The organism is Microbacterium sp. AISO3, assembly GCF_002204305.1.
Taxonomy (GTDB): Bacteria; Actinomycetota; Actinomycetes; order Actinomycetales; family Microbacteriaceae; genus Microbacterium; species Microbacterium arborescens.
Genome location: NZ_NHRF01000003.1, coordinates 71,433 through 84,559 on the forward strand (window position 1 = coordinate 71,433; position 13,127 = coordinate 84,559).

The window sequence follows — 13,127 nt, forward strand, 5'->3', positions numbered from 1 at the left end:
GTCATCCCTTCGTCGCGCCGGCGGTGAGACCGGCTCGCCAGAATCGTTGCAGAGCGGCCATGACCACGATGAGCAGGACGGCCGAGACCGCGGCTCCCGTCACGACGAGCTCGTAGTACAGCGGTGCGCGCTGCGTCTGGCCGTTCCAGAGCATGAGCCCGAGGGTGACCGGGAACGTGCGGGCGTCGTTGAGCATGACGAGCGGCAGCAGGTAGTTGTTCCAGATTCCCACGAACTGGAAGAGGAAAACCGTCACGAGGGCGGGCGCCATCATGCGGGAGGCCATGGTCGCGAAGATGCGCACGTCGCCGGCGCCGTCGAGGCGCGCGGCCTCGATGACCTCGTCGGGCACGCCGGCGGTGGCGTAGATGCGGCAGAGGTACACCCCGAACGGACTGACGATGCTCGGCAGCAGGAACGACCAGTACGTGCCGGTCAGGCCTACCGCGTTGAACATGAAGTAGGTCGGCAGGGCGATGACGGTCGCGGGAACGAGGACGCCGCCGAGGATCATCGCGAAGACGGCCTCGCGCCCGGCGAAGGCGTACTTCGCGAAGGCGTAGCCCGCCGCCCCGCTGAGGATCGTCGCGATGAATGCGCCGAGCCCCGAGTAGAACAGGCTGTTGAGCAGCCACTGGGTATAGATGCCGCGATCGGTCGTGAAGAGGTTCTGGAGGTTCGTCAGCGGCTGCGGCGCATCGCTGAACCAGAGCCCGAAAGAGCCGAACAGGTCGGCGTTGCTCTTGGTCGCGGCGAACAGCACCCACACCACCGGAAGCGCGAAGTAGACGAGAGCGGCGACGAGCACGGCGAGGGTCGGCAGCGATGCCCAGAACCCCGCACCCGGTCGCCCCGTGCCGCCGCGGCGGGCCCCGCGGCGATCGCGACGATCGGATGCCGCGCCGGTGGTGACCGTGCGGGTGGACTCGGTGACGGGTGCGATCACCATGCGCGGTTGCCCTTCCGGTTGACCAGCCGCAGGAAGACGAACGAGAACACGAAGGCGATGACGGCCACGATGACGGCCATCGCGGCGGCGAGGTTCGGGTTGCTCTGCGTGAACGCCTGGTTGTAGGCGGCGAGGTTCGGCGTGTAGTCGGTGTTGATGGCGGTCGTGAGCGGACGCAGCACGAGGGGTTCGACGAAAAGCTGCAGCGTGCCGATGATCGTGAACACCGTGGTGAGCACGAGCGAGGGGCGCAGGAGCGGCAGCTTGATCTCCCACACGATGCGCCACTCGCTCGCGCCGTCGATGCGCGCGGCCTCGTACAGATCGGCGGGCACCGCCTGGAGCGCTGCGATGAGCACGAGCATGTTGTAGCCGGCGAACGTCCAGATGCCGATGTTCGCGATGGCGAACATGACGGTGCCCGATTCGAGCGGCGCGGCCGAGATGCCGACGGCAGACAGCCCCTGGAGGATCGGACTCGTGCTCGGCACGTAGAGGAAGCTCCACAGGAGCGACGCGATGACGCCGGGCACGCCGTACGGCATGAAGAACGCGACGCGGAAGAACTGCGGCCAGCGGGCTCGGGTCGACTCCAGCAGCAGCGCGAGCACCGCCGAGAGCACCACCATCAGCGGCACCTGAATGAGAGCGAACACGGCGATGCGTCCGAGGCTCGAGACGAACGCGGGATTCGCCAGCGCCCGGGCGTAGTTGTCGAGCCCGACGAAGAGCGTTTCGGGCGCGCCCAGCCCGAGTCCGCTCGCACGGACCGAGAAGAGGCTCTGGACGATCGCCCAGACGATGGGGGCGACGTAGAAGACGGCGAAGGCCAGGAGGAACGGGCCGAGCAGCAGCAACAGCGGCAGCCGGCTTCGGGTGGTGTGCATGCGATTCCCTTCGGGGCGCGACCCGAGCGGCGCGGACGGCGTCGCTGCCGTCCGCGCCGCTCGGTTCAGTCGGCGACCGAGATCCCCTTCGCCGTCATTTCGGCCACCATCCGCTCCTGCACCGCGGCGTAGGCCTCGGTGAGCGGGGTGCCCGACTCGACGGCGGCGGCGACCTCGTCTAGGAGGCTCGCGTTCAGCGCGTCGACCAGCGGCGGCCACTGCCAGTCGCGCGCGACCTGCTCACTCGACTCGGCGAAGACATCCCAGATGTCCTGGCCGCCGAAGAACTCGAACACCTCGGGGGCCGACTGGATCGAGGGGATCGAGTCGACGTCGGCGATCGCGGGCCAGCCGGCGCCGTTCTCGGTCAGCAGGCTCACGCTGTCGAGGTTGCTGTTGAGCCAGAGGGCGAATTCGGCCGCCTGCTCGGGGTGCGCCGACCCCTTCAGCACCACGTTCGCGGAACCGCCCGACCAGCTCGCCGAGCGGGGGTTCGCCTCATCCCACTGCGGCATGAGTCCGACCGACCACAGTCCCGAGGTCTCGGGGGCGTTGTTGCGGATGATCGCGTCGGCCCACGAGCCGCTCATCCACGAAACGATGCGCCCGGCCTGCACGTCGGCGAACCACTCGCTCGACAGGTCGGCCTGCACCTTCACGAGATCCTCGTCGATGAGGCGCTGCCAGTACTCGGCCATGCGGAGGGTGTCGGGGTTGTCGATCGCGACCTTCCAGGCGTCGCCCTCGACTTGGAACCAGGGCTCGCCCGCCTGCTCGGCGAGGCCTTCCATCCACGCAGCCTGGTTCGGCGCGAACGCCGCGATGTAGCGGTCGGGCGCCGTCGCCCGCACCGCCACGGCGGCCGCATAGAAGTCGTCCCACGTCGCGGGGGCCTCGGTGATGCCCGCCTCGGCGAACACGTCGGAGCGGTAGTAGAGCCCCATCGGCCCGGCCGCCTGCGGGATGCCGTACACCCGATCGTTGAACGTCGTCGCGCCGATCTGCCAGTCGGAGAAGACGTCGACCTCGTCGCCGACGTAATCGGTGATGTCTTCGAGGGCGCCGTTGAGGAGGAACGTCGGCATCTGGTCGTAGCCGACCTGGGCGACATCCGCGGGGTTGCCGGCCTGGACATCCGAGAGCATCTTGGCGTAGCCGCCCTCGGCGCCCGAGACGATCGTCTGCAGCTCGACCTGGATGTCGTCGTGCTGCTCGTTGAAGAGATCGACGGCCTGGTCGATACCGGGCACCCAGGTCTGGAACGTGAGGGTGACCGGCCCCTCGTCGGCGGGCGCGGAACAGGCCGCGAGCGGCGCGATGACGGCGGCGGTGACCGCCAGCGGGAGAAGGCGACGGCCGCGGAGCCGCCGGGGTGGAGTAGACATCGATGCCCCTTTGCATGTGTGCGACGAGCTGCTCGGGTAGCAGCCGGATTTCACACGCTAGAACCGCCGAGAGCGCGCGCACATAGCCGAATGAGCGTGCGCCCTGGACGATCCGCTGATCACCCCCTGAGGACAGCCCCGCTCCGGGACGCCTCATAAGTGGGCCTCATACGGTGGGAGCACACGGAGGGAGCAGGGATGCCGGAGGAAGTCGTGTCGGACGAAGCGCGGGTCAGCATCAGCGGCGGCGAACTGCGAGGCTCGCGCCTGAACGGGGTCGACCGCTACCTCGGCATCCCGTACGCGAAACCGCCCGTCGGCGAGCGCCGCTTCCGGGTCGCCGAGCCGGTCGACCCCTGGGACGGCGAGCGCGACGCGACACGGTTCGGCCCCACGGCCCCGCAGACCCCGTATCCGGGCGACCTCGGCGAGCTGCTCACCGTCCCGACGATCGAGGGCGACGACATCCTCACCGTCAACGTGTGGGCACCGGTGGGAGCGGCGGACGCCCCCGTCGTGCTGTGGCTGCACGGCGGCGCTCTCGAACGCGGCGCCGCCGCGCAGACGATCTACGACGGCACGACCTTCGCCCGAGACGGCATCGTCTTCGTCTCGGCGAACTACCGCCTCGGCGTGGAGGGATTCAGCGTGCTCGACGGCGTTCCCCGCAACCTCGGGCTGCGGGATGCCGCGGCGGCCTTGCGCTGGGTCAGCGACGAGATCCGGGCCTTCGGCGGCGATCCGGCGCGCATCACACTCATGGGCGAGTCGGCCGGCGGCGCTCTCGTCGCCGCACTGGTGAGCGAACCCCGTTCACGCGCCCTGGTCGCGGGAGCGATCATCCAGTCGGGTCCGCTCGAAGCTGCGGGGCCCGACAAGGCGCGCCGGGCGTCGGATGCGATCGCCCGCGAACTCGGCATCCCGACGACCCGCGAAGCGTTCGCCGCCACGTCCACCGCCGATCTGCTGAGCGCGCGGTCGCGGGCCTCGGCCGGTTCGAGCCCGCTGCGCGGCGCGCCGGGGTTCGTCCTCGCCCTCGACGAGGAGTCGCTGCCCGAGGTGCCCGAGGACGCGCTGACGTCGGCGGACCTGCCCATCATGATCGGGACCAACACCGACGAGTACCGCCTGTGGCTGACCCCCGACGCGATCGCCCGGATCGGGCGGCTGAAGGCATGGGTGGCGCGCCGCGCGATGGGGGTGTCCGAGCGGGCGGCCCGGGCCGTCGCACGCTCATTCCCCGGCGCATCGCCCGGTGAGGTTCTGGGGCAGCTGCTCACCGACCGGATGCTGCGCGCCCCCGCGACCCGTGTCGCTCGTGCGCGCACCGCACCGACGTTCGTCTACGAGTTCGCGTGGCGTAGCCCGGTCCGCGGCCTGGATGCCGCGCACGCCCTGGAGATCGGCTTCACCTTCGACCGGCTCGGCGACCCCGAGGCGCTGCTGCTCGCGGGGCCGGACGCTCCTGCCGACCTCGCGCGCGACATGCATGCGGCATGGGTCGCCTTCGTCCGCGATGGCGACCCCGGCTGGCCGCCCTTCTCGGTGTCTCGCACGACACGCATCTGGGATGCGGCGAGCCGCGACCTGGCCCAGCGCCGGGCAGAGGTGATCGACGCCTTGAGCTGACCCGGGCATACGCGAAATCCGCCGTGTCGGCTAGGCCCTCTCGGTAATTCGTCGGCGGTGCCAGAGTTTTCGTCCGGACCTCTCGCACCGACGAACGGAGCCGTCATGACGGACGCCAACACCTCACCTGCCACGGGCGACGACGCCGCCGTCGACGATGCCGACGCGCAGACGCCCGTCCCGGAGGCATCCGAGAACGCATCGGGCGTCACCCGCGCCGCATCGCGGGTCGTGCACGGTGTCGCCGATGCCGGCAAGGGCGCCATCCACAAGGCGCAGGATGCCGCGAAGGACGCGCTTCCCGACGCCGTTCCCGACGTCGCGGACAAGATCGTCGACGCCGCGGCCGGCTTCGCCACCGCCCGGATAGATCAGAACGTCAGAATCGTCGACGGCGCACTGACGCTCACCCGCCGCACCGGCAAGGCCGCGCGCATCGCTGCCGTCATCGGTGTCGTCGCCGTCATCGCGCTGCTCATCGCCCGCCGCTCGTAACGGGATCGAAGCGCGCTCCCCCACGCTCACCACGCATCGAGAGCATGATCGCGAGGGCGATCCAGCCGATGAGCGGCAGGACGATCAGAAAGAACCACACGCCGCTGCGGTTCGTGTCGTGCAGACGACGCCAGGTGACGGCCAGCATCGGCAGCAGGGTCGCCAGCGAGAAGACGAGCACGATGACGTCGGGGACGTTCTGCACGACACGAGTGTCGATGGGACGCCAGTCGCCTGTGGTAAGCCCGTTGACGATCTGAACCACGATCGGGAACAGCACGATCACGAGCATCGGCCACCAGAACTCCGACCGGCTCGCGCGTCCGCGGAAGGTCGCGTAGTTCTGCATCCACCGCCGCAGCGCCGCGAGCGGCGGTGCGCCGACGTAGGGCCGAGTCAGCGGGGGCTCGGCGAGACGGTTCGGTCGGGGTGTCGCTTCACTCGTCATTCCCCGAGCCTATGGGGCGCCCTCACATGGGCGTCTACCGGAACACGCGACCGATCGATGCACCGATCTGTGAGATCTGCAGCCAGATCGCGAAGCTGTACAGGGGTCGCATGACCCACCGCAGCGGCGGGAGGCCTCGCCGCGAGGCGGTGCGTTCCCACGCTTGACGGACCAGCAGGCGGGTGCCGCCGGCGGCGGGTTCGAGTTCGATCCGCATCCGGCGCCTGTTCGATGTCGGCGAATCGGGCCAGGTCGTGACCCACTCGATCGCCGTCGCGGGCTCGCTCTCGATCAGCTCGATGCGGGCGCGTCGACGCTCCGGGTTGATGCGCTGCGGCTTGCCGTTCGGCGCCGTCTCGAGTGCGTACGCGGTCCATGCGGTGCCCGGCGCGGCTGTGGCAGGCAGGTCGTCGACCCGGCCGAAACCAAGATCCCATTCCGGCATCCGTGCGGGATCGCTGAGCAGCGCCCACACCTCTGCGACGGGAGCGGGGATATGTGCCGCGCCGGCACCCGAGATCGACCGACCGTTATCGGCGACGCGGGTCGGCAGAGCGGGATAACGCTCCGCCTGATCGAGAAGCTCGCGCACCTGCTGCGGGCTCGTGTCGAGGCGCTGGAGAATCGCCTCGACGAGCCCGCTGCCCTCGTCGACCAGCTCGCGCAGGACCGCGGCGGCATCACCGCGCTTGCCCCCCTGACCCGCACGCCGGAGGACGTCGAGGGCGCGATCGTTCCACGCGAACTCCCCTCGCTCGTGATACGTGATGCGGCCGGGACCGGGCATGGCGGCCTGCACTCCGAGTGACGCGAGCTGATCGGAGTGCTGCTGCTCGACTGCCGCGCGCGTGCGCTCGAGAGAGGCGCCGAGCGCGCGCAGAACCTGGCCGGCGACCTGCTCGTTGATCGTCAGGGCCAGCAGAAGGTGGTCGATGTCACCGTTCTGCTCGCCGAGTCGAGATGCCTCCTCCGCACCGGCGAGGGACAGGTCGTACATCGTCGCGGTCGCGACCGTCAGCTTGCTCATCGGGTTCTCCTCGGGACGTCGATGGTCGGATCGATCCGTTTGGCGTACTTCTTGTGCACGGCCTGGCGCGAGACGCCGAGCGCGTCGGCGATCTCTTGCCAGCTCATGCCTGCGCGCAGGCCCGCCTCGACCTGCGCCAGCTCGAGGCGTTCGGTGAGAGAGCGCAGCGACGCGATGGCTCGGAGACCCGCACGTGGATCACGCGTGTCTGCGGCGACGCCGGCGATCTGAGTGGATTCCATGTAAGCAACCTAGGTTGCTCGTAGTCATCTTGTCAACCTTGGTTGCTCATCAGGTCTGTGCGCATCTTGTGTCATGCTCCTGATACATTTCGTGTCATTATCGAGGTACAAGCGAAAGGCATCACGCATGCTCATCCCTTCTCTCGCGAGCTTCGGGCCCCTGGATCTCACCGGGGCCATCGCGACGTGGCCTCCGATGTCGTTCGTCCTCGGCCTCGTGGCCGCCGCGACCGTCGTCGCGATCCGGGCCAACACGAGCGGCGGTGACGAGCGCGGCGCCGGACTCCTCGGTGCGCGCCGGTCCGCGGTTCGGCGTCGCTACGCGGGAGAGCACATCGCCCTCGCCGTCGCGGGGGTCGTCATCGCCCTCGGCTTCGTTCTCGAGTTCCTGTTCCGCGGCTATATCTGGGACGGCTCCGGCGCGTCGTGGTGGCGCGTCGCGACACCACTCGTCGTCGCGCTGGTGGGCGTCGTCACCGCGCTCGTCCTGGTCCGCACGCGCGGATCGGGCGCCCCCGAACGGCCCGTGTCGCCACCGGTGCGCAGATCGTGGGTGTCGTTCAGTTCACCGGTGGCCCTCTCCGCCGTGACGGTCGCAGCCCTCGCCCTCGCGGCGACTACCGTGGCGGCTGGGCTCGCGTCGTCGCTTGACGATGCCGGCGACTGGCTCTGGCTCGTCATCCCGATCCCGAACGCCGCGGATGTCGACCCGTTGCGCGTCGTCTTCTACGGCTGGGTCTACGGCGTGCCTGCCCTCGTCGGGCTGGTGCTGCTGGTGATCGCCGCCTGGCGCGCCCTCGATCGCAACGCGGCACGCTCGTTCCTCCGGCCCGAGACCGTCGCGATCGAACGCGCAGCCCGCCGCCGCACCGCGGGCGGGGTCGTGTGGCTCACGACGGGCGCGTGCCTACTCGCCCTCGCGGGCGGGTGGCGCCTCATCGGCAACGCGGGCTCGACGACGACGCTCGTGATCGACGGTCCGGGCACATCGACCTCGTACGACGTCGCGTGGCGCTACGCGGAGCTTGCGTCTCTCGCCGGTGCCGCAGCACCGATCATCGAGATCGTGGCGCTCTGCATTCTTCTCGTCGTCGGCGGATCGCTCGTGCCGCGTGCCGATCACGCCTCGGCTGCTGCTCCGGCATCCCCGAGGCCGGGGTCGTCGGGGACGGATGTCGGGTACGCCCGGTGACCCTCACCCGATCTCTCTCCGCGACTGACGAGAGCACCCCGTCGCGCGAGATCTACCTGCAGCTGCGCGGACTCATCGTGTCGGGCATGCTCGCGGCCAACGAACGCCTTCCCACCGTCCGCCAGACCGCTGCCGACCTCGGCGTCGCGCCCGGCACCGTCGCGAAGGCCTACAAGCTGCTCGAGCAGGAGGGGCTCGTGGTCAGCCGCACCGCCGCGGGAACCCGCGTCGCGGAATCGGCGGCGGTGCTCCCCCATGCCGTACTCAAGCGGATCCGCGAGCTGACCGATGAGGCGCTGCGCACGGGCGCGGGGATCGACGATGTCGTGAGCGTGTTGCGGGCGCAGTGGAGCGCTCAGACCGAGCAGCCGCCGGCCGATTGAGGCAGGGCTCGGGCTACAGCCCACTCCGGATGACGACGACGCTGTCACTGATCTGTTCACGGCCCGGGCGGTTCTCGGCATCCGGCAGGTAGCGGAAGTCGCCCACCTCGATGGCAGGCCCTCCCGTGACGGTCGTTCCGAGTCCGCCGCCGGAGGAGCACGCGGTGCTCTCGAAGCCGCCGTCGCGGAGCTGAATGAGGCAGATCTCGTCGTCCTGGCTCTTCGCGAGGAACAGCTCGACGCCGTCCACTTCGCCGACGAAGCGCGTCGTCTCGGACGCGATACCCTCGATCGCCCGCTCGTCGTCGACGACGTCGCGGTCGGTCTGCTCGGTCGCAAACTCGGGCAGATCGCCTGCCGAGCAGCCGGCGAGCAACAGGATCGATGCGGCCAGGAGCAGTGCTTTCATCGGCGATCGCATGCCTGCACCCTATCGGGATGGCTGTCGAGACTCAGGCCTCGGTGACGCGGCCGCCCTCGACGTGCCAGCGTCGGTTCGTGCTCACGGCATCCAGCATCCGCCGGTCGTGGGTGACCAGCAGCAGTGTGCCGTCGTACGACTCGATCGCCTGTTCGAGCTGCTCGATCGCCCGTAAGTCGAGGTGGTTCGTCGGCTCGTCGAGCACCAGGACGTTCACGCCTCGAGCCTGCAACAGCGCGAGGCCGGCACGCGTGCGCTCCCCCGGCGACAGCTCGTCCACCGGGCGCAGCACGTGATCGGCCTTGAGACCGAACTTCGCGAGCAGCGTGCGGACCTCGCCGGACGCCATTTCGGGCACGAGGGCCTCGAACGCGTCGGCCAGCGGGCGTGAGCCCACGAGCAGCGAGCGCGCCTGGTCGATCTCGCCGATGCTCACGCTCGACCCGAGTCCCGCCGATCCCTCGTCGGGCGCCTGCCGACCGAGAATCGTGCGCAGGAGCGTCGACTTGCCGGCACCGTTCGGCCCGGTGATGCCGATCCGGTCACCGGCGTTGACCTGCAACGAGACCGGTCCGAGTGTGAACGAGCCCTGCCGGACGACAGCACCGTTAAGCGTCGAGACGACGGAGCTCGACCGCGGCGCAGCACCGATCGTGAATTCGAGCTGCCACTCCTTGCGGGGTTCCTCGACTTCTTCGAGCCGGGCGATGCGGCTCTCCATCTGGCGCACCTTCTGCGCCTGCTTCTCGCTCGACTCCGTGGCGGCCTTGCGCCGGATCTTGTCGTTGTCGGGGTTCTTCTTCATCGCGTTGCGGACGCCCTGGCTCGACCACTCGCGCTGCACGCGGGCACGCGCGACGAGATCGGCCTTCTTGCCCGCGAACTCGTCGTACTTCTCGCGGGCGTGGCGGCGCACGGTCGCCCGCTCTTCGAGGTAGGCGTCGTAGCCGCCGCCGTAGATGCGGTGCGAGTTCTGCGCCAGGTCGAGCTCGAGCACACGGGTGACGCTGCGCGCGAGGAACTCACGGTCGTGGCTGACCAGCACGACTCCCCCGCGCAGGCCGCGCACGAACGCTTCGAGGCGCTCGAGCCCGTCGAGGTCGAGGTCGTTCGTGGGTTCGTCGAGCAGGACGATGTCGAAGCGCGAGAGCAGCAGCGCGGCGAGTCCGACGCGCGCCGCCTGACCGCCCGAGAGGGATGTCATGTGGATGCCGTCGGCGTCGAGCTCGAGCCCGAGGTCGGCGAGCACGATCGGCAGACGCTCGTCGAGGTCGGCCGCACCACTCGCGAGCCAGCGCTCCAGTGCCGTGGCGTAGCGGTCGTCGGCGCCGGGGATCGAGGGATCGCCGAGGTCGGATGCCGCGGCATCCATCTCCGCCGTCGCCTCCGCGCACCCGGTGCGGCGGGCGATGTACGCGGCGACGGTCTCGCCCTCGACGCGCTCGTGCTCCTGCGGCAGCCAGCCGACGAACGCGTCAGCCGGAGCAAGACTCACGGTTCCCGCCTGCGGCACATCGCGCCCGGCGAGGATGCGGAGGAGCGTCGACTTGCCGGCACCATTGGCGCCGACGACCCCGACGACATCCCCCGGGCTAACTGTGAGATCGACGCCCTCGAAGAGTGTGCGGTGGCCGTATCCGCCGGCGAGGCCCTGAGCGACGAGAGTTGCGGTCACCGGACGATTCTTCCATCTGGTGGCGATGATCGATCGCTAACAGGACTCGAAGCCGCGGCCCTGAACTGACTACGGCCGGAGGCAGACCCTAAGGCCCTCGTAGCTCACAACACCATCGATCTGTGGTCGACCACCGCGGAGGCGCTGGCTTTGACATCCACGGTCGCATAGACACCGAGTACTAGATTGCATCGGCGGTGGTACCTGTGGCGCGAAACCGTTCGAACGCAATCCTGGTGGTAGCTCCCGCCTCCCCGATAGCATCGCGCCATGAATCTTTTGGCCCGTGGCGCCGGCAGCACGTGCGCTACCAATGCCGGCAGCCCCAGCGATGAGCGAAACCACACCCCCGCTGACAACTATTCTGCGGTAATCAAGCATCGCTTGATCTACGCGACCCATAACGCCGATCACGTGGATCTGAACCCCGCTCAACGCATGGCTGTCCAACACCTCCGCGAGCAACTCCTCAGACTCCTCAGGAAGCGCGACACGTATCTTGCGTTCGTCGAGTCGGTCGAATCGTCACCTCTCGGGGTCGGCAAGAGGCCGACGCCAGCCGAGCAGGACATCGCCTACGAATTAACCCAGGGATATTTCGAGCAAGTGTACGCGACATTATCCGCCCTGGCTTCCGTTCATGGTCGCATCCGGCTCTACCCCGAACTCAAAGAGGCGCCAATCAGCTCCAATGAGAAGTTCCTTCTCTGGTGGGAGAAAGTACGAGAGGGCGGATGGGTAACGGATGCCATCGAGTTCCTCGCGGAAGCACGAGACTTTCGCACCGTCTTCATGCATCCCGCGATGTGGTCGCTGTATGACTGGCGAACCGTGGGAACGGCTGACGACGTCCGCATCGTGCTATTTGGGTCGGAAAGCTCCAGCGGTAACATTCCGCCGGGCTCCGTCCGCAGCGACGGAGGCGGCGCGTGGCAGTTTGTTGCACCCGAGATGGACGCAATGTTGTGGGCGTTCGAGAAGCTCTGCTCGGCCAGCTTCGGGCCCATCTTCACCTGGTACCCGGCCGAAAGTGACCCGAGCACATGTACTTGGGAGCCCGACGGGGTTGGTTCGACCATTGGCGATGGCGCTGCGCGAGCACTGAGAGATGCTCTTTCCGCGCACGACCTGGACCCTCATGTCAAAGTCTTGTTGGCGCCTAACGTCCTCGACGAACTCACGGATTACATCAAAGCTATGAATGACATCAGAACTTCAGTCTCAAGTGCGCCCGCCGCGTCCGCAATTCGCACAAATATTCCTGCGGCTCGGCCCTCACTCACGCTTCAGCGACCATTCGGGCTCGAATCGTCAAGCGCAGTAAAAGGCGACTGAGCAGAAACGAAAAACATGAGCAATTAGATATGCTGGTGATGCCACAATCACGCTGACATTGCGGTTTCCGCGATCACCTCGTGAAATCGGCATCCCACCGATCGGGGCGGCGGGTCTCCGGCTAACCCGTCACGTCGCCCTCGCGAAGCAGTCAACTGCAAGACACCCGCCTTTTGGATCTGGAGCGCCAATGCGACGCGCATGCCCGCGGGTGGCAGACCTACAGCCCGCCCCGCCGTACGGCCTCGTCAATCATTGTTTGCTACGTGGGATTGGGGGCGCGTACCGAACAACAATGTTTGGAGCCCCGTTGCTGAGTGCTAGCTCATCACTCGGCGCCGAGCGCGGCGTCGCGCGCGGCGCGCCAGGTGACCAGGTACGGGTAGGCGGTGTTCACATCGTGGGCGCGGCGAGCGGCGCGGACGGCCGGCGCGAGCAGATCCGCGTCGCTTCGCTCGTACGCGTGGCCGAAGGGCAGGGGGAACCGCGACCGGAAGTGGTCCATCCACAGCAGCACGAGGTCGCCGTCGTGGGCGAGGATCCCGTTGGAGAACGACCCGCGCTCGTGGCGGACGATGTCCCAGCCGCCGCCTTCGCGCGGAACCGCGGAGAAGTCGGGGTCACCCATCCACCGCCACGCATCGCGGTGGCGCACCGGTGCGCCGATGCGACCTGCGAGGGCTGCGGCGAGGTCGTCGGGGGTCCAGGGCGCGGGGAAGAACGACGAGAGGCTCGCGATCAGTGCGAGCGGGCTGAGAGGTCCGGCATCCACACTCCGGCGCTCAGCGGCGAGAGCTTCGTTGAGGATGACCGTGTTCGTCGCGGGCGCGCCGGGATCGAGCATGGCGAGGTAGAGCTGCAGCATGTCGAGGTACCGCCGGTGGTCGGCGGCCGTCGCGAACGGCGGGAGCGGGATGCCGGCGACCGCCTCGCGTCCTGCGGGAACGTCAGCGTCGAGGAACTGTTCCATGCGGCCAGTTTGGCGCAGCTCGGGGCGGGTGCCGGCGAGGTGAGGCGCAAGTGGGCCATTCGAACGACGAACACGAATCGATAGCATCG

Annotated in this window: 14 protein-coding genes; 5 read left to right on the forward strand and 9 right to left on the reverse strand. The window is 68.5% G+C overall.

Features of this window, described 5'->3' with window-relative positions; translation table 11 throughout:
• Window position 1 precedes the first annotated feature (1 nt).
• The 3 genes from CBF90_RS05440 to CBF90_RS05450 form a co-directional block, all read right to left on the reverse strand.
• The gene (locus tag CBF90_RS05440) at window positions 2–949 is read right to left on the reverse strand and encodes a carbohydrate ABC transporter permease (protein ID WP_088380097.1); all 948 of its coding nucleotides are present in this window, start codon (window positions 947–949) and stop codon (window positions 2–4) included.
• Window positions 943–1,836: a carbohydrate ABC transporter permease gene (locus tag CBF90_RS05445; protein ID WP_023954696.1), complete on the reverse strand. Its 894-nt coding sequence runs from the start codon at window positions 1,834–1,836 to the stop codon at window positions 943–945. Before CBF90_RS05445 ends, CBF90_RS05440 begins: the two co-directional genes overlap by 7 nt.
• Before the next feature lie 65 nt (window positions 1,837–1,901).
• Complete coding sequence (locus CBF90_RS05450; protein WP_023954698.1) at window positions 1,902–3,221, reverse strand: ABC transporter substrate-binding protein; 1,320 nt, start codon at window positions 3,219–3,221, stop codon at window positions 1,902–1,904.
• A gap of 198 nt (window positions 3,222–3,419) precedes the next feature.
• On the opposite strand from CBF90_RS05450, the gene CBF90_RS05455 reads away from it, so the two are divergent.
• Both CBF90_RS05455 and CBF90_RS05460 read left to right on the forward strand, forming a co-directional pair.
• A complete protein-coding gene (locus tag CBF90_RS05455) occupies window positions 3,420–4,850 on the forward strand; it encodes a carboxylesterase/lipase family protein (protein ID WP_088380098.1) in 1,431 nt (476 codons plus the stop codon).
• A gap of 105 nt (window positions 4,851–4,955) precedes the next feature.
• Window positions 4,956–5,345, forward strand: coding sequence for a hypothetical protein (locus tag CBF90_RS05460; RefSeq protein WP_088380099.1), 390 nt, complete (start codon window positions 4,956–4,958; stop codon window positions 5,343–5,345).
• Here CBF90_RS05460 and CBF90_RS05465 read toward each other — a convergent pair.
• Genes CBF90_RS05465 through CBF90_RS05475 form a run of 3 tightly spaced genes read right to left on the reverse strand, consistent with a single transcriptional unit; the run spans window position 5,326 to window position 7,062 of the window.
• On the reverse strand, window positions 5,326–5,793 hold the full coding sequence (locus CBF90_RS05465) for a DUF805 domain-containing protein (protein WP_088380100.1): 468 nt from the start codon (window positions 5,791–5,793) through the stop codon (window positions 5,326–5,328). The genes CBF90_RS05460 and CBF90_RS05465 overlap by 20 nt on opposite strands.
• Window positions 5,794–5,827: 34 nt before the next feature.
• Window positions 5,828–6,820 carry an SRPBCC domain-containing protein gene (locus CBF90_RS05470; protein WP_088380101.1) on the reverse strand — a complete coding sequence of 331 codons (993 nt, stop codon included), beginning with the start codon at window positions 6,818–6,820 and terminating at the stop codon, window positions 5,828–5,830.
• A complete protein-coding gene (locus CBF90_RS05475; RefSeq protein ID WP_064954960.1) occupies window positions 6,817–7,062 on the reverse strand; it encodes a helix-turn-helix domain-containing protein in 246 nt (81 codons plus the stop codon). Before CBF90_RS05475 ends, CBF90_RS05470 begins: the two co-directional genes overlap by 4 nt.
• Before the next feature lie 127 nt (window positions 7,063–7,189).
• Here CBF90_RS05475 and CBF90_RS05480 point away from each other — a divergent pair, with 127 nt between their 5' ends.
• Together CBF90_RS05480 and CBF90_RS05485 are read left to right on the forward strand one after the other, a co-directional pair.
• The gene (locus CBF90_RS05480) at window positions 7,190–8,254 is read left to right on the forward strand and encodes a hypothetical protein (RefSeq protein ID WP_088380102.1); all 1,065 of its coding nucleotides are present in this window, start codon (window positions 7,190–7,192) and stop codon (window positions 8,252–8,254) included.
• A complete protein-coding gene (locus CBF90_RS05485; RefSeq protein ID WP_088380103.1) occupies window positions 8,251–8,637 on the forward strand; it encodes a GntR family transcriptional regulator in 387 nt (128 codons plus the stop codon). The genes CBF90_RS05480 and CBF90_RS05485 overlap by 4 nt, the downstream gene beginning before the upstream one ends.
• 13 nt (window positions 8,638–8,650) lie before the next feature.
• On the opposite strand, the gene CBF90_RS05490 is transcribed toward CBF90_RS05485, so the two are convergent.
• Together CBF90_RS05490 and abc-f are read right to left on the reverse strand one after the other, a co-directional pair.
• Window positions 8,651–9,058 (reverse strand): hypothetical protein, encoded by a 408-nt coding sequence (locus tag CBF90_RS05490; protein ID WP_088380104.1) that lies wholly within the window; start codon window positions 9,056–9,058, stop codon window positions 8,651–8,653.
• Between the two features lie 31 nt (window positions 9,059–9,089).
• Window positions 9,090–10,733 (reverse strand): ribosomal protection-like ABC-F family protein, encoded by a 1,644-nt coding sequence (abc-f, locus tag CBF90_RS05495; RefSeq protein ID WP_088380105.1) that lies wholly within the window; start codon window positions 10,731–10,733, stop codon window positions 9,090–9,092.
• Between the two features lie 270 nt (window positions 10,734–11,003).
• Here abc-f and CBF90_RS18185 point away from each other — a divergent pair, with 270 nt between their 5' ends.
• Window positions 11,004–12,068 carry a hypothetical protein gene (locus CBF90_RS18185; protein ID WP_141097133.1) on the forward strand — a complete coding sequence of 355 codons (1,065 nt, stop codon included), beginning with the start codon at window positions 11,004–11,006 and terminating at the stop codon, window positions 12,066–12,068.
• Between the two features lie 328 nt (window positions 12,069–12,396).
• On the opposite strand, the gene CBF90_RS05500 is transcribed toward CBF90_RS18185, so the two are convergent.
• A complete protein-coding gene (locus CBF90_RS05500; RefSeq protein WP_088380106.1) occupies window positions 12,397–13,038 on the reverse strand; it encodes a hypothetical protein in 642 nt (213 codons plus the stop codon).
• Window positions 13,039–13,127: the final 89 nt, after the last annotated feature.

Coding starts and splice junctions, on each gene's coding strand:
- CBF90_RS05440 (WP_088380097.1), bottom strand. CDS start 949: ATGGTGATCGCACCCGTCACCGAGTCCACCCGCACGGTCACCACCGGC.
- CBF90_RS05445 (WP_023954696.1), bottom strand. CDS start 1,836: ATGCACACCACCCGAAGCCGGCTGCCGCTGTTGCTGCTGCTCGGCCCG.
- CBF90_RS05450 (WP_023954698.1), bottom strand. CDS start 3,221: ATGTCTACTCCACCCCGGCGGCTCCGCGGCCGTCGCCTTCTCCCGCTG.
- CBF90_RS05455 (WP_088380098.1), top strand. CDS start 3,420: ATGCCGGAGGAAGTCGTGTCGGACGAAGCGCGGGTCAGCATCAGCGGC.
- CBF90_RS05460 (WP_088380099.1), top strand. CDS start 4,956: ATGACGGACGCCAACACCTCACCTGCCACGGGCGACGACGCCGCCGTC.
- CBF90_RS05465 (WP_088380100.1), bottom strand. CDS start 5,793: ATGACGAGTGAAGCGACACCCCGACCGAACCGTCTCGCCGAGCCCCCG.
- CBF90_RS05470 (WP_088380101.1), bottom strand. CDS start 6,820: ATGAGCAAGCTGACGGTCGCGACCGCGACGATGTACGACCTGTCCCTC.
- CBF90_RS05475 (WP_064954960.1), bottom strand. CDS start 7,062: ATGGAATCCACTCAGATCGCCGGCGTCGCCGCAGACACGCGTGATCCA.
- CBF90_RS05480 (WP_088380102.1), top strand. CDS start 7,190: ATGCTCATCCCTTCTCTCGCGAGCTTCGGGCCCCTGGATCTCACCGGG.
- CBF90_RS05490 (WP_088380104.1), bottom strand. CDS start 9,058: ATGCGATCGCCGATGAAAGCACTGCTCCTGGCCGCATCGATCCTGTTG.
- CBF90_RS18185 (WP_141097133.1), top strand. CDS start 11,004: ATGAATCTTTTGGCCCGTGGCGCCGGCAGCACGTGCGCTACCAATGCC.
- CBF90_RS05500 (WP_088380106.1), bottom strand. CDS start 13,038: ATGGAACAGTTCCTCGACGCTGACGTTCCCGCAGGACGCGAGGCGGTC.